General features: G+C 64.8%; 20 protein-coding genes. 11 read left to right on the top strand and 9 right to left on the bottom strand.

Going from position 1 to position 19,923, the window contains the following annotated elements:
• Positions 1-79: 79 nt before the first annotated feature.
• From ABZO33_RS18520 to rlmF, 5 genes are all read left to right on the top strand, one after another.
• Positions 80-1,573: a leucyl aminopeptidase gene (locus ABZO33_RS18520; RefSeq protein WP_414537187.1), complete on the top strand. Its 1,494-nt coding sequence runs from the start codon at positions 80-82 to the stop codon at positions 1,571-1,573.
• A gap of 50 nt (positions 1,574-1,623) precedes the next feature.
• Positions 1,624-2,052 carry a DNA polymerase III subunit chi gene (locus ABZO33_RS18515; RefSeq protein WP_414537186.1) on the top strand — a complete coding sequence of 143 codons (429 nt, stop codon included), beginning with the start codon at positions 1,624-1,626 and terminating at the stop codon, positions 2,050-2,052.
• A 5-nt stretch (positions 2,053-2,057) separates the two neighbouring features.
• Positions 2,058-2,429, top strand: a complete 372-nt coding sequence (locus tag ABZO33_RS18510) for a DNA polymerase III subunit chi (RefSeq protein ID WP_318861471.1) — start codon at positions 2,058-2,060, stop codon at positions 2,427-2,429.
• 128 nt (positions 2,430-2,557) lie between these two features.
• Positions 2,558-5,404, top strand: a complete 2,847-nt coding sequence (locus ABZO33_RS18505) for a valine--tRNA ligase (RefSeq protein ID WP_414537185.1) — start codon at positions 2,558-2,560, stop codon at positions 5,402-5,404.
• Between the two features lie 137 nt (positions 5,405-5,541).
• A complete protein-coding gene (rlmF, locus tag ABZO33_RS18500; RefSeq protein ID WP_414537184.1) occupies positions 5,542-6,492 on the top strand; it encodes a 23S rRNA (adenine(1618)-N(6))-methyltransferase RlmF in 951 nt (316 codons plus the stop codon).
• A gap of 47 nt (positions 6,493-6,539) precedes the next feature.
• Here rlmF and ABZO33_RS18495 read toward each other — a convergent pair whose 3' ends face one another.
• Positions 6,540-6,821, bottom strand: a complete 282-nt coding sequence (locus ABZO33_RS18495) for an HU family DNA-binding protein (protein ID WP_004882926.1) — start codon at positions 6,819-6,821, stop codon at positions 6,540-6,542.
• A gap of 392 nt (positions 6,822-7,213) precedes the next feature.
• On the opposite strand from ABZO33_RS18495, the gene yejK reads away from it, so the two are divergent.
• From yejK to ABZO33_RS18480, 3 genes are all read left to right on the top strand, one after another.
• Entirely contained in the window at positions 7,214-8,221 is a 1,008-nt protein-coding gene (gene yejK / locus ABZO33_RS18490; RefSeq protein WP_046854292.1) for a nucleoid-associated protein YejK, read from the top strand.
• Positions 8,222-8,569: 348 nt separating this feature from the next.
• Entirely contained in the window at positions 8,570-8,812 is a 243-nt protein-coding gene (locus ABZO33_RS18485) for a hypothetical protein (protein ID WP_046854291.1), read from the top strand.
• 26 nt (positions 8,813-8,838) lie between these two features.
• A complete protein-coding gene (locus ABZO33_RS18480; protein ID WP_102685470.1) occupies positions 8,839-9,102 on the top strand; it encodes a DUF3077 domain-containing protein in 264 nt (87 codons plus the stop codon).
• A gap of 57 nt (positions 9,103-9,159) precedes the next feature.
• Here the strand turns inward: ABZO33_RS18480 and ABZO33_RS18475 are convergent, their stop codons facing one another.
• The 6 genes from ABZO33_RS18475 to ABZO33_RS18450 form a co-directional block, all read right to left on the bottom strand.
• A complete protein-coding gene (locus ABZO33_RS18475) occupies positions 9,160-9,456 on the bottom strand; it encodes a GIY-YIG nuclease family protein (protein WP_414537183.1) in 297 nt (98 codons plus the stop codon).
• A 43-nt stretch (positions 9,457-9,499) separates the two neighbouring features.
• Complete coding sequence (locus ABZO33_RS18470; RefSeq protein WP_046854288.1) at positions 9,500-9,970, bottom strand: nuclear transport factor 2 family protein; 471 nt, start codon at positions 9,968-9,970, stop codon at positions 9,500-9,502.
• A gap of 114 nt (positions 9,971-10,084) precedes the next feature.
• On the bottom strand, positions 10,085-11,365 hold the full coding sequence (locus ABZO33_RS18465; protein WP_414537182.1) for a CynX/NimT family MFS transporter: 1,281 nt from the start codon (positions 11,363-11,365) through the stop codon (positions 10,085-10,087).
• A 13-nt stretch (positions 11,366-11,378) separates the two neighbouring features.
• Complete coding sequence (locus ABZO33_RS18460) at positions 11,379-12,047, bottom strand: FadR/GntR family transcriptional regulator (RefSeq protein WP_414537181.1); 669 nt, start codon at positions 12,045-12,047, stop codon at positions 11,379-11,381.
• A gap of 471 nt (positions 12,048-12,518) precedes the next feature.
• Positions 12,519-13,874: an amino acid permease gene (locus tag ABZO33_RS18455; RefSeq protein WP_046854285.1), complete on the bottom strand. Its 1,356-nt coding sequence runs from the start codon at positions 13,872-13,874 to the stop codon at positions 12,519-12,521.
• Positions 13,875-14,063: 189 nt separating this feature from the next.
• Complete coding sequence (locus tag ABZO33_RS18450) at positions 14,064-15,005, bottom strand: AEC family transporter (protein ID WP_414537180.1); 942 nt, start codon at positions 15,003-15,005, stop codon at positions 14,064-14,066.
• Positions 15,006-15,194: 189 nt separating this feature from the next.
• On the opposite strand from ABZO33_RS18450, the gene ABZO33_RS18445 reads away from it, so the two are divergent.
• Both ABZO33_RS18445 and ABZO33_RS18440 read left to right on the top strand, forming a co-directional pair.
• Entirely contained in the window at positions 15,195-16,829 is a 1,635-nt protein-coding gene (locus tag ABZO33_RS18445; RefSeq protein WP_414537179.1) for a phospholipase, read from the top strand.
• Between the two features lie 14 nt (positions 16,830-16,843).
• Positions 16,844-17,035 carry a hypothetical protein gene (locus ABZO33_RS18440; protein ID WP_414537178.1) on the top strand — a complete coding sequence of 64 codons (192 nt, stop codon included), beginning with the start codon at positions 16,844-16,846 and terminating at the stop codon, positions 17,033-17,035.
• Between the two features lie 134 nt (positions 17,036-17,169).
• Here ABZO33_RS18440 and ABZO33_RS18435 read toward each other — a convergent pair whose 3' ends face one another.
• Positions 17,170-17,730 (bottom strand): response regulator transcription factor, encoded by a 561-nt coding sequence (locus ABZO33_RS18435; protein WP_023632665.1) that lies wholly within the window; start codon positions 17,728-17,730, stop codon positions 17,170-17,172.
• The gene (locus ABZO33_RS18430; RefSeq protein WP_414537177.1) at positions 17,730-18,986 is read right to left on the bottom strand and encodes an ATP-binding protein; all 1,257 of its coding nucleotides are present in this window, start codon (positions 18,984-18,986) and stop codon (positions 17,730-17,732) included. Before ABZO33_RS18430 ends, ABZO33_RS18435 begins: the two co-directional genes overlap by 1 nt.
• Before the next feature lie 201 nt (positions 18,987-19,187).
• Here ABZO33_RS18430 and ABZO33_RS18425 point away from each other — a divergent pair, with 201 nt between their 5' ends.
• Positions 19,188-19,910: an SIMPL domain-containing protein gene (locus ABZO33_RS18425; RefSeq protein ID WP_414537176.1), complete on the top strand. Its 723-nt coding sequence runs from the start codon at positions 19,188-19,190 to the stop codon at positions 19,908-19,910.
• The last annotated feature ends 13 nt before the right edge of the window (positions 19,911-19,923 follow it).

Genomic DNA, 19,923 nt, shown 5'->3' with positions numbered 1-19,923 from the left:
CGGCAAAGGTCGCCGGGGCGGTTTTACGAGCGCTTGCACAAGACAGCGCCAACTGACAGATCATTCGGGGACCCCAGACATGGAATTGGTTGTAAAAAGCGTAGCCGCTGTATCCGTCAAGACCGCCACCCTGGTCGTGCCGGTGGGTGAAGGCCGCAAGCTCGGCGCCACCGCCAAGGCCGTCGACCAGGCCACCGAAGGCGCCATCAGCGCACTGCTCAAGCGTGGCGACCTGGCCGGCAAGCCGGGCCAGACCCTGCTGCTGCACAGCCTGCCGGGCCTGAAGGCCGAGCGCGTGCTGCTGGTCGGCAGCGGCAAGGACGAAGCCCTGGGTGATCGCGCCTGGCGCAAGCTGGTCGCCAGCGTCGCCGGCGTGCTCAAGGGCCTGGGTGGCGGCGACGCCGTGCTGGCCCTGGACGACATCGCCGTCACCGGCCGCGATGGCCACTACGGCAAATACCGCCTGCTGGCCGAGACCCTGCTCGACGGCAACTACGTGTTCGACCGCTACAAGAGCCAGAAGGCCGAGCCGCGCGCCCTGAAGAAAGTCACCCTGCTCATCGCCAAGGCCGGCCAGGCCGAAGCCGAGCGCGCCGTCAAGCACGCCAGCGCCATCGCCACTGGCATGGCCTTCACCCGCGACCTGGGCAACCTGCCGCCGAACGTCTGCCACCCGAGCTTCCTCGCCGAGCAGGCCAAGGACCTGGGCAAGGCGCACAAGGGCCTCAAGGTCGAGGTGCTGGACGAGAAGAAGATCAAGGATCTGGGCATGGGCGCGTTCTACGCCGTGGGCCAGGGCAGCGACCAGCCGCCACGGCTGATCGTGCTCAACTACCAGGGCGGCAAGAAGAGCGAGAAGCCGTTCGTGCTGGTCGGCAAGGGCATTACCTTCGATACCGGCGGCATCAGCCTCAAGCCCGGCGCCGGCATGGACGAGATGAAGTACGACATGTGCGGCGCCGCCAGCGTGTTCGGCACCCTGCGCGCCGTGCTCGAGCTGCAGCTGCCGATCAACCTGGTGTGCCTGCTGGCGTGCGCCGAAAACATGCCGAGCGGCGGCGCCACCCGTCCGGGCGACATCGTCACCACCATGAGCGGGCAGACCGTCGAGATCCTCAACACCGACGCCGAAGGCCGTCTGGTGCTGTGCGACACCCTCACCTACGCCGAACGCTTCAAACCGCAGGCGGTGATCGACATCGCTACCCTGACCGGCGCCTGCATCGTCGCCCTGGGCAGCCACACCTCCGGCCTGATGGGCAATGACGACGCGCTGGTCGGCCAATTGCTCGACGCCGGCAAGCGTGCCGACGACCGTGCCTGGCAGCTGCCGCTGTTCGACGAGTACCAGGAGCAACTGGACAGCCCGTTCGCCGACATCGCCAACATCGGTGGCCCGAAGGCCGGCACCATCACCGCCGGCTGCTTCCTGTCGCGCTTCGCCAAGGCCTACCACTGGGCACACCTGGACATCGCCGGCACCGCCTGGATCAGCGGCGGCAAGGACAAGGGCGCCTCGGGTCGCCCGGTACCGCTGCTCACCCAGTACCTGCTGGACCGCGCCGGCGCCTGATGGCGCCCAGCCGGTGGCGCCCCCGCGCCACCGGCCGGCACTGAACGATCATGAGCAAAGTCGATTTCTACATCCTGCCCAGCGACTCGCTGTCGGTGCGCCTGGATTTCGCCTGCAAGTTGTGCGAAAAGGCCTGGCGCCTCGGCCACCGGGTCTACCTGCATTGCCAGGACGAGGCACAACGCAACGAGCTCGACCTGCGCCTGTGGCAGTTCAAGGGCGAGGCCTTCGTGCCCCACGACCATGCCGAACAGCACCCGGACGCCGTTGTCGCGCTGGGTGTCGGCGCCGATGCCGGCGAACACCGTGACCTGCTGATCAACCTGGGCGGTGATGTCCCCGCCTTCGTTGGCCAGTTCGAACGGGTCGCCGAGATCGTCGTCGAGGAGCCGGCCATTCGCCTGGCCGCTCGTGAACGATTCCGTTTCTACCGCGAACAGGGCTATGCTCTGCAAGACCACCGCTTACAGCGACTCTGACGACGATGGACAAGCAGCTGAACTCCCTGACCCATTCCGCCCACCTGCTCGACGACCTCGAGTCGATCCGCGAGCTGCTGGGCGACGCCGACCTGCAACCGCCCCTGCTCACCGAAACCGTGGAGCAGATCCCCCTGCTGCTCGACGAGCCAAGCGCCGCAGCGCCCGCCGCCGCGGCACCGGCGCCGACTCCGGCACCTGAAGAGGATGCCCAGACCCGCCGCCAGGACACCCTGCTGCACCTGGACGCCGAGCTGCGCGCCGCGGCGCAGTCGATCATGCAGGACGTGATCAACGACTTCACCCCGCATATCGAGACCGAGATCAAGCGCCGCCTCGACGCGCGGCTGGAGCGGTTGCTCAAGCGTTCCGAATAACCGTTCGTCCGCATCGCGGGGCAAGCCCGCTCCCACAAGCGGGCTTGCCCGCTACACCTGTCTTGAAACGCGCAGCTTGGTTATACTTCCCGGCTTTCCCGAATTAATGCCTAAGGGTCCCGCCGCGCATGGATAAGACCTACCAGCCGCACGCCATCGAAACTTCCTGGTACAACACCTGGGAGTCCGAGAACTATTTCGCTCCACAAGGTGCAGGCGAGTCCTACACCATCATGATCCCGCCGCCGAACGTGACCGGCAGCCTGCACATGGGCCACGGCTTCAACAACGCGATCATGGACGCCCTGATCCGTTTCCGCCGCATGCAAGGGCGCGACACCCTGTGGCAGCCGGGCACCGACCACGCCGGTATCGCCACCCAGATGCTGGTCGAGCGCCAGCTCGAGGCCAAGGGCCAGAATCGCCACGACCTGGGCCGTGAGCAATTCCTGGAGAAGGTCTGGGAGTGGAAGGATCAATCGGGCGGCAATATCAGCCGCCAGATCCGCCGCCTGGGCTCGTCGGTGGACTGGAGCCGCGAGCGCTTCACCATGGATGACGGCCTGTCCGAAGCGGTCAAGGAAGCTTTCGTGCGCCTGCACGAGGACGGCCTGATCTACCGCGGCAAGCGCCTGGTCAACTGGGACACCAAGCTGCACACGGCGATTTCCGACCTCGAAGTGGAGAACCACGACGAGAAAGGCCACCTGTGGAACCTGCGCTACCCGCTGGCCGACGGCGCCAAGACCGCCGACGGCAAGGACCACCTGGTGGTCGCCACCACCCGTCCGGAAACCCTGCTCGGTGACGTCGCCGTTGCCGTCAACCCGACTGACGAGCGCTACCAGGCGCTGATCGGCAAGTTCGTCAAACTGCCGCTGGTCGGCCGCCTGATCCCGATCGTCGCCGATGACTACTGCGACCCCGAATTCGGCACCGGCTGTGTGAAGATCACCCCGGCCCACGACTTCAACGACTACGAAGTCGGCAAGCGCCACAACCTGCCGCTGCTGAACATCTTCGACAAGAACGCCACCGTGCTGGCCGCTGTCCAGGCGTTCAACCTCGACGGCAGCGTCAACGAGCAGCTCGACACCTCGCTGCCGGCCCAGTACGCCGGGCTCGACCGCTTTGTCGCGCGCAAGCAGATGGTCGCCGATCTGGAAGCCCAAGGCCTGCTGGTGAGCATCGACGACCACGCCCTGAAAGTACCGAAAGGCGACCGCTCCGGCACCGTCATCGAGCCATGGCTGACCGACCAGTGGTACGTCTCCACCAAGCCGCTGGCCGAGCCCGCCATCGCCGCCGTGGAAGACGGCCGCATCCAGTTCGTGCCCAAGCAGTACGAGAACATGTACTTCTCCTGGATGCGCGACATCCAGGACTGGTGCATCAGCCGCCAGCTGTGGTGGGGCCACCGCATCCCGGCCTGGTATGACGAGGCCGGCCAGGTCTACGTCGGCCGCGACGAGGCCGAAGTGCGCGCCAAGCACAACCTGGGCAGCGAGGTGAAACTGCGCCAGGACGACGACGTGCTCGACACCTGGTTCAGCTCGGGCCTGTGGACCTTCTCCACCCTCGGCTGGCCGGAGCAGACCGAGTTCCTGAAGAAATTCCACTCCACCGACGTGCTGGTCACCGGCTTTGACATCATCTTCTTCTGGGTCGCCCGGATGATCATGCTGACCATGCACCTGATCAAGAACGAGGACGGCACCCCGCAAGTACCGTTCAAGACCGTCTACGTGCACGGCCTGGTGCGTGATGGCCAGGGCCAGAAGATGTCCAAGTCCAAGGGCAACGTCCTCGACCCACTGGACATCGTCGACGGCATCACCCTCGACGCCCTGCTGGAAAAACGCACCAGCGGCATGATGCAGCCCAAGCTGGCCGAGAAGATCGCCAAGCAGACCAAGGCCGAGTTCCCCGAAGGCATCGCCAGCTACGGCACCGACGCCCTGCGCTTCACCTTCTGCTCGCTGGCCTCCACCGGCCGTGACATCAAGTTCGACATGGGCCGCGTCGAAGGCTACCGCAACTTCTGCAACAAGATCTGGAACGCCGCCCGCTACGTGCTGGACAAGGGCGAGGACTGCGGCCAGAACGGCGAAGCCTACGAGCTGTCGCTGGCCGACCGCTGGATCATCTCGCAGCTGCAGCGCACCGAAGCCGAAGTGACCCGCCAGCTCGAGCAGTTCCGCTTCGACCTGGCCAGCCAGGCGCTGTACGAGTTCATCTGGAACCAGTACTGCGACTGGTACCTGGAGCTGTCCAAGCCGGTATTGTGGGACGAGAACGCCCCGGTCGAGCGCGCCCGTGGCACCCGTCGCACCCTGGTGCGCGTGCTGGAAGTCGCCCTGCGCCTGGCCCACCCGTTCATGCCGTTCATCACCGAAGAAATCTGGCAGCGCATCGCGCCGCTGGCGGGCATCGACGGCAAGACCATCATGCTGCAGCCGTGGCCTGAAGCGAACGAGAGCCGCATCGACGCCGCCGCCGAAGGCGACATCGAGTGGCTCAAGGAGCTGATGGTGGGCCTGCGCAACATCCGCGCCGAGATGAACATAGGCCCGGGCAAGCCGCTGCCGCTGTTCCTGAAGAACGCCAACGCCGACGACCAGCGTCGCCTGCAGGAAAACGAAGCCCTGCTGAAGAAGCTGGCCAAGGTAGAGTCGTTCACCGTGCTCGGCGAGCAGGACGAAGCACCGCTGTCGGCCACCGCCCTGGTGGGTGACCTGCAGGTGCTGGTGCCGATGGCCGGCCTGATCGACAAGGACGCCGAGCTTGCGCGCCTGAGCAAGGAGATCCAGCGCCTGCAGGGTGAAGTCCAGCGCGTCGGCGGCAAGCTGTCCAACGCAGCGTTCGTCGACAAGGCACCGCCTGCGGTGATCGAGAAGGAACGCGCCAAGCTGGCCGAATCGGAGCAGGCCCTGGCCAACTTCACCGAACAGCACGCGCGGATTGCTGCGCTGTAATATTCAGTGAGGCCATCGCGGGGCAAGTCGGGTCGCCGCACCGCCGCTCCCACGCCATCCTCCACTTCTGGAGCGAGTACGTGGGAGCGGCGGTGCGGCGACCCGACTTGCCCCGCGATGCTTTACAGGACCAGAACATGACCCAGAAACCCACCCTGCACCCGCGCAACCGTCACCAGGGCCGCTACGACTTCCCCGCCCTGATCAAGGCCCATCCGGACCTGGCCCGCTTCACCATCACCAACCCCTACGGCAAGCCCAGCATCGACTTCGCCAACCCCGAAGCCGTGCGGGTGTTCAACCGCGCCCTGCTCAAGGCCCAGTACGGCATCCAGCACTGGGACATCCCCGCCGACTACCTGTGCCCGCCGATCCCCGGCCGCGCCGACTACATCCATGTGCTGGCCGACCTGCTGGGCGAAGACAACGGCGGCGAAATCCCTCGCGGCGCCCAGGTGCGCGCCCTGGATATCGGCGTCGGCGCCAACTGCATCTACCCGCTGCTCGGCCACAGCGACTACCGCTGGCGCTTCACCGGCTCCGACATCGACAGCGTGGCCCTGGCCTCGGCCAAGGCCATCGTCCAGGCCAACAAGCTCGACAAGGCCATCGGCCTGCGCCTGCAAGCGGACCGCAAGCATATCCTCAGCGGCCTGCTGCAGGCCGACGAGCGCTTCGACGTCACCCTGTGCAACCCGCCGTTCCACGCCTCGCGCGAGGAAGCCACCCGCGGCAGCCAGCGCAAATGGAAGAACCTCGGCAAGCAGGACCCCAAGCGCAAGCTGCCGGTGCTGAATTTCGGCGGGCAGAACAATGAACTGTGGTGCGAAGGTGGCGAGATCCGCTTCGTCGCCCAGTTGGTCGCCGAAAGCGCGCAGTACGCAGCCCAGGTGCTGTGGTTCACCAGCCTGGTGTCCAAGGCCAGCAACCTGCCGGGTATCGAGGCAGCCTTGAAAAAGGCCGGGGTGAAGGCCCTGCGCATCGTCGAGATGGGCCAGGGGCAGAAGCAGAGCCGCATGGTCGCCTGGAGCTTCCAGGATGACGCGGCGCGCCAGCAATGGCATGCTTTGCGTAAATCACAGGCATGAAAAAACCGCGCCCGGGCAAGCCGGGCGCGGTTTCGTCAAATCAACAATTACTTGTTGATCGAGTCGGTCAGCACTTTGGCTGGAACGAACTTGACGACTTTCTTGGCAGCGATTTCGATGGCAGCGCCAGTCGAAGGGTTGCGGCCGGTACGGGCAGGACGCTCGGTGACTTTCAGTTTGCCGATGCCTGGCAGGGTGATTTCGGCGCCGTTTTCCAGTTGGTCGGCGACGATCTGGCCCAGTTGCTCCAGGGCGTTACGCGCGGTGGTTTTTGGCGCGTCGATGGCTTCAGCGATATCGGCAATCAGTTGGTCTTTGGTCAGTGCCATGGTGGTGTTCCTTCCCTATCAAATTCAGTGGTTGTGCAGCGTGCTTGGTCGGTGGTCGGGCCAGCCCGGGACAATCCAGAGGCCGCGTCGATCGCGTATGTAGATACGCAAATCGGCGTTTGGTTCGACACCGCGCAAGCGATCTGCCAGCAATGCGCCACCCAAGGGGCGCAAGACCGCGCAAAGCTACCACAGGAATCGATAAATATCCGCTGCCGACCGCGTTTTTGTTCAGGTTTTTCGGGGGATTTCAGAAAAATCGCCAATATTTGAACAAAAAACGAACAACCGACATATACGCCAACATCTGGCCACTGCACCACCCTCGCCCTGGGTTAAACTGAACGCCTTTTGCAGCGCGGCTTTCCACCGCTCCTATCACCGAGAATTCCATGCCAATCCGTCATTGCATCGTTCACCTGATCGACAAGAAGCCCGATGGCAGCCCCGCCGTGCTCCATGCTCGCGACAGCGAACTGGCGGCCTCCGACGCCATCGAGAACCTGCTGGCCGACCTTAACGACAGCTATAACGCCAAGCAAGGCAAAGCCTGGGGCTTCTTCCACGGCGAGTCCGGCGCCTATCCGTTCAGTGGCTGGCTCAAGCAGTACCAGGACGAAGAGAAAGACTTCGCCACCTTCAGCCGTGTGGCGGTCGAGCACCTGCAGAAGCTGATGGAAGAGTCCAACTTGTCCACCGGCGGCCACGTGCTGTTCGCCCACTACCAGCAAGGCATGACCGAATACCTGGCCATCGCCCTGCTGCACCACAGCGAAGGCGTGGCGGTGAACGCCGAGCTCGACGTCACCCCCTCGCGCCACCTGGACCTGGGCCAGCTGCACCTGGCGGCGCGGGTCAACCTGTCCGAGTGGAAGAACAACCAGAACTCCAAGCAGTACATCTCGTTCATCAAGGGCAAGAATGGCAAGAAAGTCTCGGATTACTTCCGCGATTTCATCGGCTGCCAGGAAGGCGTGGACGGCCCGGGCGAGACCCGCACGTTGCTCAAGGCCTTCAGCGACTTCGTCGAGAAAGAGGACCTGCCGGAAGAGTCCGCCCGCGAGAAGACCCAGACCCTGGTCGACTACGCCACCACCCAGACCAAACTAGGCGAGCCGGTGACGCTGGAAGAGCTCTCCAGCCTGATCGACGAAGACCGCCCCGAGGCGTTCTTCGACCATATCCGCAACAGCGACTATGGGCTGTCGCCGGAGATCCCGGCCGACAAACGCACCCTCAACCAGTTCCGCCGCTTCACCGGGCGTGCCGAAGGGTTGTCGATCAGCTTCGAGGCGCATTTGCTCGGCTCGAAGGTCGAGTATGACGAAGAAGCGGGGACGCTGGTCATCAAGGGCCTGCCGACCCAGCTGATCGATCAGCTGAAACGGCGCAAGGACTGAGAGGGTCGGGGGCGCATTGCGCCCTCCGGCGAGCTGGACCAGATCGCCCGTTTATAAGACTTTCCCCATTCCCTGTAGTCCATTTCCCAAACATACTTCCAAGCCCTTTCAAGCCATTGCGGTGGTCTGGGTTGGCCTCTAGTCTCGGGCAGTCGCTGCACATTCAGCGATCGACTTTGACAGGTCGACTAGTCAAACCAAACGGCTTTGCCTTCTATGGCTGCTGTGCATGGGGCACTTCATGTGCGCCGGGTTTTGGTTTGCCTACCGGTCTGTCAACCCATGTACAGCTGCCACCCTCTTGTTTGACAGCAAGCGTGTAGTGGCCCACTTAATAGGCTAACCAACATGCTAAAGATCGTCCCCGATCCACCCCACAACCCTCACTCCCTCGAAGACACCCTTATCCAGGCCACTGAGTACGCCCTGTGCGCCTTGACCGTGGCCCATCACGCCGTGCAGCTCAAACCCAGGTCACCCGCTGCCGTGTTGATGATGGCGTCGATGCATGAAATGGAGTCGCTGCGTGTGTTGCTCGAAGCGGCGTTGATCCAAGTGCAGATGCCGGCGCAAGCGCCGACGTTGCATTGAATCCGACCATTTCAGGGAGAACAACCATGACCACAGACAACACCCCCACCACCGCCGGCAAGACCAAGTTCTACCAGGGCGAAGGCATGACCGACCCGCTGTTCTGCATCGAGCCCGGCATCCCCTGCCAGCACGCCCGCGACCAGGCCTCGGAACTGATGGGCTGCGTACGCGACCTGACCATCACCGGGATCATGGAGGAAAAGCCCCAGTTGCTCTGGGCGTCGTATTACCTGAGCGCCCTGGCCAAGGCGCTGATGGATGATGCCGAACTCGGCATGAAGCACTAGAAATATCGCGGGACTATGCGGCGCCAGGGGTATGCATGGCCAAGGCGCCGCAACGTGTCATGGGGCCGTGGCGACACCACTATAGGAAGCCACCAACGCCTCCTTCGCCGCCTTGCGCAGCTTCTTCACCAGCCGCTCCTGGCGCAACGCCTCGCCTTTGTCCGGCCACTGCTCGACGTACACCAGCGCCTGCGCCGGGCTGGTCTTGAAATACCGCGCGCCCTGCCCTTTCTGGTGCTTGATGAAACGCCGCTGCGGATCGTCGCTGATGCCGCAGTACAGCGAGCCGTTGGCGGCACGCACCAGATAGACGTACCAGGGTTTGCAGTCGGGGGAAGGCGCTGTTTCGCTCACGGCTCGGTTCGGTGCAACGGAAGAAGGCCGCCAGCTTAACGCCTCAGCGCGCCTGCTGGAATGCGCGAAGCCCCTTGAACGCCTGCTGGCGCACCTTGTTCTGCAGCATCGGCGACCAGCCCAGCAGCACACCCGGCATGCCCAGCGCCTGCCGCGACCAGCGCCACAGGTCGAAGGTATCGTCGTGCTGGCAGATCAGCCCGTCGCGAATCACGAAGCGTGCCTGGATATCGTTGACCACCACCCGCCCGGTCTGGCTGAACAGGTAGGTCGCCACCCAATGCGCGCCGCCGCCGCGTTCGTCGCTGCGCACGTTGTCGAAGGTCAGGGTGAAGTCCTTGGCACGGCGGGTGAGCATGCGCCACATGTCCCCGGCATCCTGCCCGCGCAAGGTGCCGAAGACCGGATCGCTGAAAACGATGTCGTCGCTGTAGCAGGCCACCATGGCCTCGGCGTCCAGGCGCTGGAAGGCCTGGTAGAAACGGGTGATCAGGGCGCTGTTGGCGTCGCTCATGGCGGTTATCCGTGCTTGGGCTCGAGAAGCGCAAGATAGTCCGCACGCGGCTTTGGCGCTACAGCCATTTGCGCCATGAATAGCGCCAGCGCCCTAACCAGGTGCCAGCAGGCCTCAGACCCGCTCGCTGACCACACCCACATGCAATGCACGCCCGGCACCCAAGCCGAACGCAATGGCGCCGATCCCCAGCACCGCGAAGATCCAGCCCACCGCGCTCCAGCCACCGGTCAGGTCATGCACCAGCCCCACCGCGAACGGCCCCATGGAGGCCAAGGTGTAGCCGACGCCCTGGGCCATGCTCGACAGGTTGGCCGCCACATGGGCGTCCTTGGAGCGCAGCACGATCAAGGTCAAGGCCAGGGCAAAGGTGCCACCCTGGCCCAGCCCCAACAGGATCGCCCAGCCCCACAACCCCTCCAGCGGTGCGTACAGGCAACCGAACAGCCCACCCAGGGTCACCAGCATCACCACGACGATGGCCAGGCGCTGGTCCTTGCCGCGCGTCGCCAGCCAGGGTGCGCCCAGGGAACTGATCAGTTGCACGATGACCGAGCCGGACAGCACCAGCCCCGCCTCGGTAGGGCTCAGCCCGCGGCCGATCAGCATCGACGGCAGCCAGCCAAACACGATGTAGGCCAGCGACGACTGCAGGCCCATGTACAGGGTCACCTGCCAGGCCAGCGGGTCGCGCCACAGGCCGCGCACGCGGTAGGCGACCTTGTGCACGCCATGGCCCTGACGGGACTGGGGCAGCCACACCAGCATCGCCAGCAGCGCCGGCAGCAGCCAGAAGCCCAGCCCCAGCGCCCAGCTGTCATCGAAGTGCCGGGTCAGGGGCACCGTGGCACCGGCGGCCATCGCCGCGCCCAGGCACAACGCCATGGTGTAGACGCCGGTCAGGGTGCCTGCATGTTGGGGGAAGTCGCGCTTGACGATACCTGGCAACAGCACGCCGATGATGCCGATGCTCGCGCCCGCCATCAGGCTGCCGAGGAACACGCCAGTGGCGCCCAGGGTACTGCGCACCAGGATGCCCAACGCCAAGGTCAGCAGGATGCCGAGGATCACTCGTTCGCTGCCGAAACGTCGCGCCAGGATCGGCGCCAGCGGCGCGAACAGCCCCAGGCACAGGACCGGCAAGGTGGTCAGCAGGCCGGCTTGCGATGCGCTGAGCCCCAGCCCGTCGGACACCTGGCCGAGCACAGGCGACATGCTCGACAGCGCCGGACGCAGGTTCAGCGCCACGAGCACCAGGCCCAGCAGCAACAGCCAGGGCCTGTGCAGCACCACAGGCTGTTGCTGGACTTGCTCGTCGTCGGCCTCGGCGTCGATCAGCAGTTCTTCGAGCTCCGCCTCGCGGGGCGCGGTGTTGCGGGTCAGTTGTTCGGCCATGGCCTTCTCGTGGTCAGGATTCGATGAGGGTCCGGCTCAGGTGCTTGGCCCGCTCCGGATCGCGTTGTTCGAGGGCGTCGAGGATCTGCCCGTGCAGGTCGAACACGGCCTGGCAACGGGGGACGGTGGTCATGTTGTGCTGCAGGGCCGCGCCGACCACGCCGGAGAAATAGCGGTACAGCTCGCTCAAGGCCGGGTTGTGCGCGGCGTCCACCAGGCGCTGGTGGAAGACCAGGTCGCATTCGACATAGGCGTCCACATCGCCGTGGTAGTGCTGCGCGCTGTGTTGCAGGGCGTCGCGCAGTGCCTGCAGGTCGGCTTCGGTGCGGCGCAACGCGGCCAGGCCGATGGCTTGTGTTTCAAGGATATGGCGGGTTTCGCGGGCGTGCTCGACGGCGCAGCGCGACATCACCTGCACGGCCTGCAGCGGGTCCACGGCGGTGCGCAGGTAGCTGCCGTCGCCCTGGCGGACTTCCACCAGGCCGCTGAAGGCCAGGACACGCATGGCCTCGCGCACGGTGTTTCGGCTGATGCCCAGGTCGCTGGCCAGCTCCGGTTCGGTGGGCAGGCGCTGGCCTACTGACCAGGTGCCCTGGGCGATGCGTTCGCGGAGCTGGTCTACGGCTTGTTCTACCAGGCTGCGTTTGATGAGCGGGGTCACGGGTGGCTTACGTCCAGTCATCGGATGAATTGTTTGACGATAGCGGGTTGGCGGGGGTGGGGCAAGGGGCGGGAGGTGCTGTTCTTTAAGTGGCTGTTTTGAGTTTTACATGCACATTCTTGGAAGATGTCGACTTTTAGTCACCTTTCCGCCTTTACGGCGGCTTACTTTTCTCTTGGGAAAAGTAAGCAAAACCGTTCGGCTCCGTTCATCCGGCCCCTGCGCTTCGCTCCGGGGTTCCCTCGCTCCGGGCTTGCTCCGGGAGTACGCACCGACGGGCCATCCATAGGCCTGATCGGCGCTCGACGGCATCCATGCCCGTCGCCTCCCTACGCAAGCCCTGCACTCGGCCTCCTGAAGTCGCAATCGGCGGCGCCTGAGCTACCGTGCGCTTAGAAGCAAGAGCAAGAGCAAGAGCAAGAAATGCGAGGTTTGTGGTTTGGCAGTGGCGATGTTATCGCCACTGCGATCCTGAAACCGACATGGAGCAGATCAGGCCTGACGTGCCTTCTTCATCCGGAACGCCACCCACAGCACGGCGATCCACGCCGGGATCAGCATCACCGAGATACGGATTGGCGGGGTGAGGTACATCACCACCAGGATCAGCACAATGAACGCCAGGCACAGGTAGTTGCTCAGCGGGTGCCACAGGCTCTTGTAGAACGGCGTGATGCCGGCCGCCAGCTTGGCCTTGCGGAACTTCAGGTGGGTGATGCTGATGCTCGCCCAGTTGATCACCAGCGCCGACACCGCCAGGGCCATCAGCAGGCCGAAGGCCTCGCCCGGCATCAGGTAGTTGATCAGCACGCACAGGCCGGTGGCGAAGGCCGACACGCCCAGGGCGGTGAGCGGTACGCCACGGCGGCTGACCTTGAGCAGCTGACGCGGCGCGTCACCCTGCGTGGCCAGGCCGAACAGCATGCGGCTGTTGGCGTACACGCAGCTGTTGTAGACCGACAGCGCGGCGGTCAGCACCACGATGTTGAGGATGGTCGCCACCAGGTCGCTGTCCAGTTCGTGGAAGATCATCACGAACGGGCTGCCGCCCTGCACCACCTTCTGCCAGGGGTACAGCGACAACAGCACGGCCAGCGCGCCGATGTAGAAGATCAGGATGCGATAGACCACCTGGTTGGTCGCCTTCGGGATGCTCTCCCGCGGGTTGGCCGCTTCGGCGGCGGTGATGCCCACCAGCTCCAGGCCGCCGAAGGAGAACATGATCACCGCCAGGGCCATGATCAGCCCGGTGACGCCATTGGGGAAGAAACCGCCGTACTGCCACAGGTTGGCGACGCTGGCGTCGGGCCCGCCGTGGCCGCTGCTCAGCAGCCAGGCGCCGAAGCCGATCATGCTGACGATGGCCACAACCTTCACCAGGGCGAACCAGAACTCCATTTCGCCATACACCTTCACCTGGGTCAGGTTGATGGCGTTGATCACTACGAAGAAGATCGCCGCAGTGGCCCAGGTGGGGAAATCCGGCCACCAGTACTGCACGTAGATCCCCACGGCCGTGAGCTCGGCCATGCCGACCAGCACGTACACCACCCAGTAGTTCCAGCCCGAGACGAAACCGGCAAACTCGCTCCAGTACTGGTGCGCGAAGTGGCTGAAGCTGCCGGCGACCGGCTCCTCGACCACCATCTCGCCCAGCTGGCGCATGATCAGGAAGGCCATCAGGCCGGCGATGGCGTAGCCCAGCAGCACCGACGGGCCGGCCAGCTGGATGGTCTGGGCGATGCCCAGGAACAGCCCGGTGCCGATGGCCCCGCCCAGCGCGATCAGCTGGATATGGCGATTCTTCAGCCCGCGCTGCAAGCGCTCGGGCGTGCTCTGGTCTTGCATGAAGTGTCCTTTAGGTGAGGCAGTGTTATAGGTTTTGCTTGCAATAAATAACGACCATAACTCGCGGCGCTTTTTGCGCTCATGCGGCGTTGTCGCTCCTCGCCGTAGCTGGGCTACGACTCGTCGCGACGCCTTGCCTGAGCGCAAAAATCGCTCGCGATTTATTGGTCGTATTTGCAAAACACCACACTAGATCCATCCACCCCATTGCAAGAAGAAAATCCCGATGTTCGTAGTGACGGCGGCCATCAGTGTAGTGATCACGATGATCGACGCCGCCAGTTCATGGTTGCCGTTGGCCTCCCGCGCCATCACATAGCTGGCCGCCGCAGTGGGGCTGGCGATGTAGAGGAACAGGATGCCCAGCTCGGCGCCACGGAACCCGCACAGCCAGGCACCCAGGGTGCCCAGCAGCGGCAGCCAGACCATCTTCACCAGGCTGACATCCACCGCCAGCCTGCCGCTGTCGCGCAGTGCCGCCAGCGACAGGGTGCCGCCGATGCAGATCAACGCCAGCGGCAAGGTCATCTGGGCCAGGTAGTCACCGGAGGTCAGCAGCCAGTTGGGCAGCGGCACCTGGCCATAGGCCATTGGCGTTGCCACCAGCACGCTGAGGATCAACGGGTTGCTGAGGATGCTCTTGCAGATGCTCCACGGGTCGGACTTCAGGTCCGGGCTGTACACCGCCAGCACCACCGCCGACAGCGAGTTGTACATGAGGATCACCAGCCCGGCCAGCACCGCGCCGAGGGATATACCGTAGTCGCCATACAGGCTGGCCGCCAGTGCCAGGCCGATCACGCCGTTGTTGCCGCGAAACGCGCCTTGCGTGTAGACGCCGCGGTCGGCCCGCGGGCAGCGCCAGATCGCCAGGCCCCAGGCCAGGCCGAAGCACGCCAGCGTCGCGCAGACGAAGTAGAGCATCACTGCTGGCTGTACCGCCGACGCCAGGTCGGCGTGGTAGATGCCGAGGAACAGCAGCGCCGGCATGCACACGTTGAACACCAGCTTGGAGGCAACCCGGTTGAAGTTGTCGTCGATCAAACGGATGCGCTTGAGCAGCACGCCCATGAACAGCATGGCGAACACAGGGGCCGTGATGTTCAGTGTCTGGATGAGAAGGGCGAGCATGCAACGTGTTCCCGGGAAATGCCGTTAGGGAGGCAATCATACGTGAGAGCCGGGGGCTTGCGCCCGCCGCAGCTGCCAGATGCCAGCACAAAGGGGTCTTGACGTAGGAAGTTTCCTGCATATGATGCGTATTACTGTATATGCATACAGTATAAAAATGGATTATCCAGACATTGCAAGGAGCAAATCATGTCAGGAATGCACGCTGCACCTGTGGCTGCGAAGGCCCAGGCCACGTTGGTGGTCGCTGACCTCGACCCGCTGTTCGATGAGCAAGGCATCGCCCTGCCCGGCCCCGACAGCCATGTGGTGCTGGTCATGCACGGCCACCACACCCTCAAGTACCACCGCCCCGCGCCGCCGTCGGCTGGCGGCAAAGCTGCGCAACGCGGGCCAGAGCTGTTCTTCGAAGGCGCTGAACACACCGCCATCGGCGACAACACCCTGCTGCGTTACGAAGTGGGTCAACCCGGCATCCGCGCCCAGCAGTCGCCGCTGCCACTGCCCAACGGCCTGAGCCTGACCTATGGCCAGGTGATCGCCCTGGGCGGCGACTTCTACGGCCTGCCCGATCGCCCGATCGCCGATGGCGGCAACGACGCCGAACGGGTCGAGCGCTTCATCCAGGCCTTCGACTCCCTGGCGCGCCTGCCGGCGGCCAAGGCGGAAGCCGAACAGATCCTCGCGGTCATGCAAGAAGAAATCACTGCCGCCAACCAGGCCATCAAAGACGGCCGGCAGCCCCATGAAGCCTATGACGCTCTGGGCGACAGCCTGTCGGCACGCTGGAACCGCATCACCGGCGGCGGCAGCTTCGCCTCCGACCTGTTCCCCCTGGGCCGCTATCTGAAACTGGCCGCCAGCAACTGGGACCATTTCGGCCCCTGGGCGCTGCTGGCCTACCAAGCCGGCCACGCCGCGGCCCTGCAACAGGCACTGAAAGCCCGCGCCAGCGGCGCCGAACGCGACCTGCAACTGGCCTATGCGATGAACGCCTTCGCCGACCACTTCCTCACCGACCTGTTCTCCGCCGGCCACCTGCGGGTACCGCGCAAGGCCCTGGCAGACACCGTCACGCCGAGTGACGTCGGCTCGCTGATCTCGCGCTTCATGCACGACGAGGACAGCAAGTACGGCCTGGCCGTGCGCAATGCCGAGGGTGAACAATGGCGCGCCTACGGCGACAAGCGCTACTTCGACAGCGTCGATGTGGCCAACCGTCGCCATGTAGGCCGCGCCGTGCAACGTTCGGCCGACGAGGTGTTCCAGGCCTTCGCCGAGGGCCGTGTGCCCCAGGCCAAGGACTTTTCGGCCCTGCGCCTGGCGCCCGACCTGCGCGCCGCCGAGCAGGACCTGGTGCCCGGCAACTTCGCCGCGCTGTACTTCCAGGACGGCAAGGCGGTATTGCGGCGCAAAGACGTCAACGACCTCAACGACCGCAACCGCATCGGCGATTGGTGGGGTTGGAGCACCTACCTGCTGCTCAAGGACTACAAGCCGAACACGCCCACCGGCTTCATCGATGCCCCGTCCACCTCGCCGGCGATCACCGGCTGGGAGCGCCGTGAGCCCGATGGCCTGAACTGGCAGCGGGGCAACGCGGTGCGCTACGCCTTCAGCGTTACCGACCTGCTCAACGAGTCGTACATCGGCCCGTGGAGCGCCTATGTCGAGCTCACCGACCAGTTCCACCCGAGCGTGCAGGTGCCGGCGGACGGCAAGCAACGCGGGCGCAACCTGTTCCGCCAGTTCCGCGGTGGTTCACCGGAGCTGATCGCCAGCCTGGATGCAAAGACAACGCTCTATATCGATCGCAACGCGTGACAAGGAGGTCACCGATGAATATCAAGGTCAAACTGGAACTGGCTTCGGGCCAGTCGATGGAAGGCATGCCGCTGGAATTGCTGCGTGATGGCAAGGTGATTGGCCGGGCGAAAGTGCCGGCAGGGGGACAGGTGGCGTTCGAGGCGCCATCGGGGGCAGGACAACTGGCGGTGCGGGTTGACCGCTCGGCAGCGAAAACCGCTTAACGCGCGGGTACGCCATCGCGGGGCAAGTCGGGCCGCCGCATCGCCGCTCCCACAAGGTCGTCCAGGTCTGAGAAGCCCTGACCATGACCTGCGTGGGAGCGGCGATGCGGCGACCCGACTTGCCCCGCGATTTTTCAGCGTCGGACCGGACGCTTCTGTAGCTTGCGCTGCAAGGTGCGTCGGTGCATGCCCAGCGCCCGCGCCGTGGCGGAGATATTGCCCTCGTGCTCGCCCAGCACGCGCTGGATGTGCTCCCACTGCAGGCGATCCACCGACATCGGGTTTTCCGGCACCAGCGTGTCAAGGTCGGTGTGCTCGGAGAGCAGCGCCGCCAGCACATCGTCGGCGTCGGCCGGTTTGCACAGGTAGTTGCAGGCACCGCGCTTGACCGCCTCGACCGCCGTGGCGATGCTCGAGTAACCGGTCAGGATCACCACGCGCATCTCCGGGTCGAGCTCCAGCAGCTTGGGCAGCAGCACCAGGCCCGAGTCGCCTTCCATCTTCAGGTCCAGCGTGGCGTAGTCGGGCAGGTCCTGCTCGGCCAGTTTCAAGCCTTCCTCGGCGGAACCCGCGGTGCTCACACGGAACCCACGACGCGACATCGCCCGGGCCATCACCCGGGTGAAGGTGGCGTCGTCATCCACCAGCAGCAGGTGCGGCAGCTCTTCGCCTTCGACCTGGTTTTCTTCGCTCATCATGCATCTCCTCGCTTGCCATGGGGCAGGCGCAATTCGGTCAGGGTGCCACCCTGCTCATGACTATAGAGTTTCACCGAACCGCCCGCACGCGTCACGCTGGCCTTGCTCAAGAACAGGCCCAGGCCGAAGCCTTTGCCCTTGGTGGTAATGAAGGGTTTGCCGATTGCCTCGGCGATGGCCGGCGGCACGCCGGGGCCATGGTCGCGGATGCTGATGACGATGTCCTGGGCGTCCCAGTCCAGGCGCACCTCCAGGTCGTCCGGGCAGGCATCGGCGGCATTGTTCAACAGGTTCAGCAGGGCCTGGGTCAGATCCGGTGGCGGCGTCAGCTGCGGCACCACGCCGTCGCGCAGGCGCTGGAAGCGGTAGCTGGCCTCGGGGCGCATCAGGTGCCAGCGGTTGAGCGCCTCGTCGAGCCAGGCGGTGACATCCTGCTCGACGATCGCCAGGCGCCGGTTGGCCTCGGCGGCGCGCACCAGTTGCTGCAAGGTCTCCTTGCACAGCTTGACCTGGTCCTGGAGGATCTGCAGGTCCTCCTGCAACAGCGGGTCGGCGTGGTCCTGGCGCATTTCGTTGAGCAGCACGCTCATGGTCGCCAGCGGCGTGCCCAGCTCGTGGGCAGCGCCAGCGGCCTGGGTGGCCACGGCCAGCAACTGCTCGTCGCGCAGGCTTTCTTCCCGGCGCTCGGCACGCAGGTTCTCCTGCTGGCGCAACTCCTCGGCCATGCGCGCGGCGAAGAAGGTGATCACCCCGGCGGCCAGGGCGATGCTCAGCCACATGCCGTAGACCTGCATGGTATCGCGCGCCAGCGGCAGCGTTTCCAGCGGGTAGTACTGCACCAGCAGCAGGCTGTAGGCCACCAGGGCGATGCCCGAGAGCACCAGCGAGTAGATCCACGGCAGGGTCACCGCGGCGATGGCCAACGGCACCAGGTAATAAGAGACGAATGGGTTGGTCGAGCCGCCCGAGTAATAAAGCAGGGCGCTGTGGATCAGCAGGTCGCAGGCCAGCTGCAGGGCATACTCGAGTTCGGTGACCGGCAGCGACAGGCGCAGGCGCAGGGCGGTGAACGCGCACAGCAGCGACGACAGGGCCAGCGTGACTGCCAGCGAGAACCACGGCAGCGGCAGCAGCTCGGTCCAGTAGGCCACGCCTACCGAGCCGGCCTGGGCCGCCAGGACGAGGATGCGAATGAAGGTCAGGCGCCAGAGGTTCTGGCGTGTGGCGGACAACGGATGTGCGACGGCGAGCATGAGCTCTCCCAATGAGTGCTCCAGGAAAATCGGCTGGAGTATACCGAAGCCGGGCGCTCCACTGCAGCGATGCGGCAAAGCGCCACACTTTGTCATAGATTCATGATGGCACTTTTGAACCCTCTACACTGTCTCCGGTCTGATCGGCCATGCGTGGAACGGATCTGCTCATCCACGCCTTACCCTGCCAAGGAGTTCCACATGCACATTCCCCGTCGCGGCGCCGCCGCCGTTGCCCTGTCCTGCGGCATGCTCGCCAGCCTGCCGGCCCTGGCGGCCGACGAGCCACGCTACAACCAGGTGTCGCTGCGTGCCGAAGTCAGCAAGGAAGTGGCACGCGACCTGATGGTCGTGACGCTGTACAGCGAAGCGCAGAACACCGACCCGGGCAAGCTGGCCAAAGAGATCACCGAGACCATGAACAAGGCCGTGCAGCAGGCCCGCCAGGTCAAGGACGTGAAGATCAGCCAGGGCAGCCGCAACAGCTACCCGATCTACGACACCAAGGGCCAGAAGATCACCGGCTGGCGCGAGCGCGCCGAACTGCGCCTGGAAAGCGCCGACTTCCCGGCCCTGTCCAAGCTCACCGGCGACCTGCTGCAAGACCTGAAGATGGGCGGCATGGATTTCTCCATTGCCCCGGCTACGCGCAAGTCCAACGAAGACGAGCTGCTCAAGGATGCCGTCGCCGCGTTCAAGGCCCGCGCCCAGCTGGCCACCGACGCCCTCGGCGGCAAAGGCTACAAGGTGGTCAGCCTGAACCTCAACAGCAGCGGTTACCCGCGCCCGTACCTGCGCAACGCACCGATGGCGATGATGGCCAAGGGCGCCGCCGATGAAGCCGCGCCGGCACCAGATATCGAAGCCGGAACCAGCGAAGTGAGCATGAGTGCCGACGGCCTGATCGAAGTCCAGGTGCCCTGACCCACTCGACTGG

The organism is Pseudomonas sp. CAM1A, from assembly GCF_047501685.1.
Classification (GTDB): domain Bacteria; phylum Pseudomonadota; class Gammaproteobacteria; order Pseudomonadales; family Pseudomonadaceae; genus Aquipseudomonas.
The sequence above is the reverse complement of the archived record's forward strand: the minus strand, read 5'-3'. Positions and strand labels throughout refer to the sequence as shown.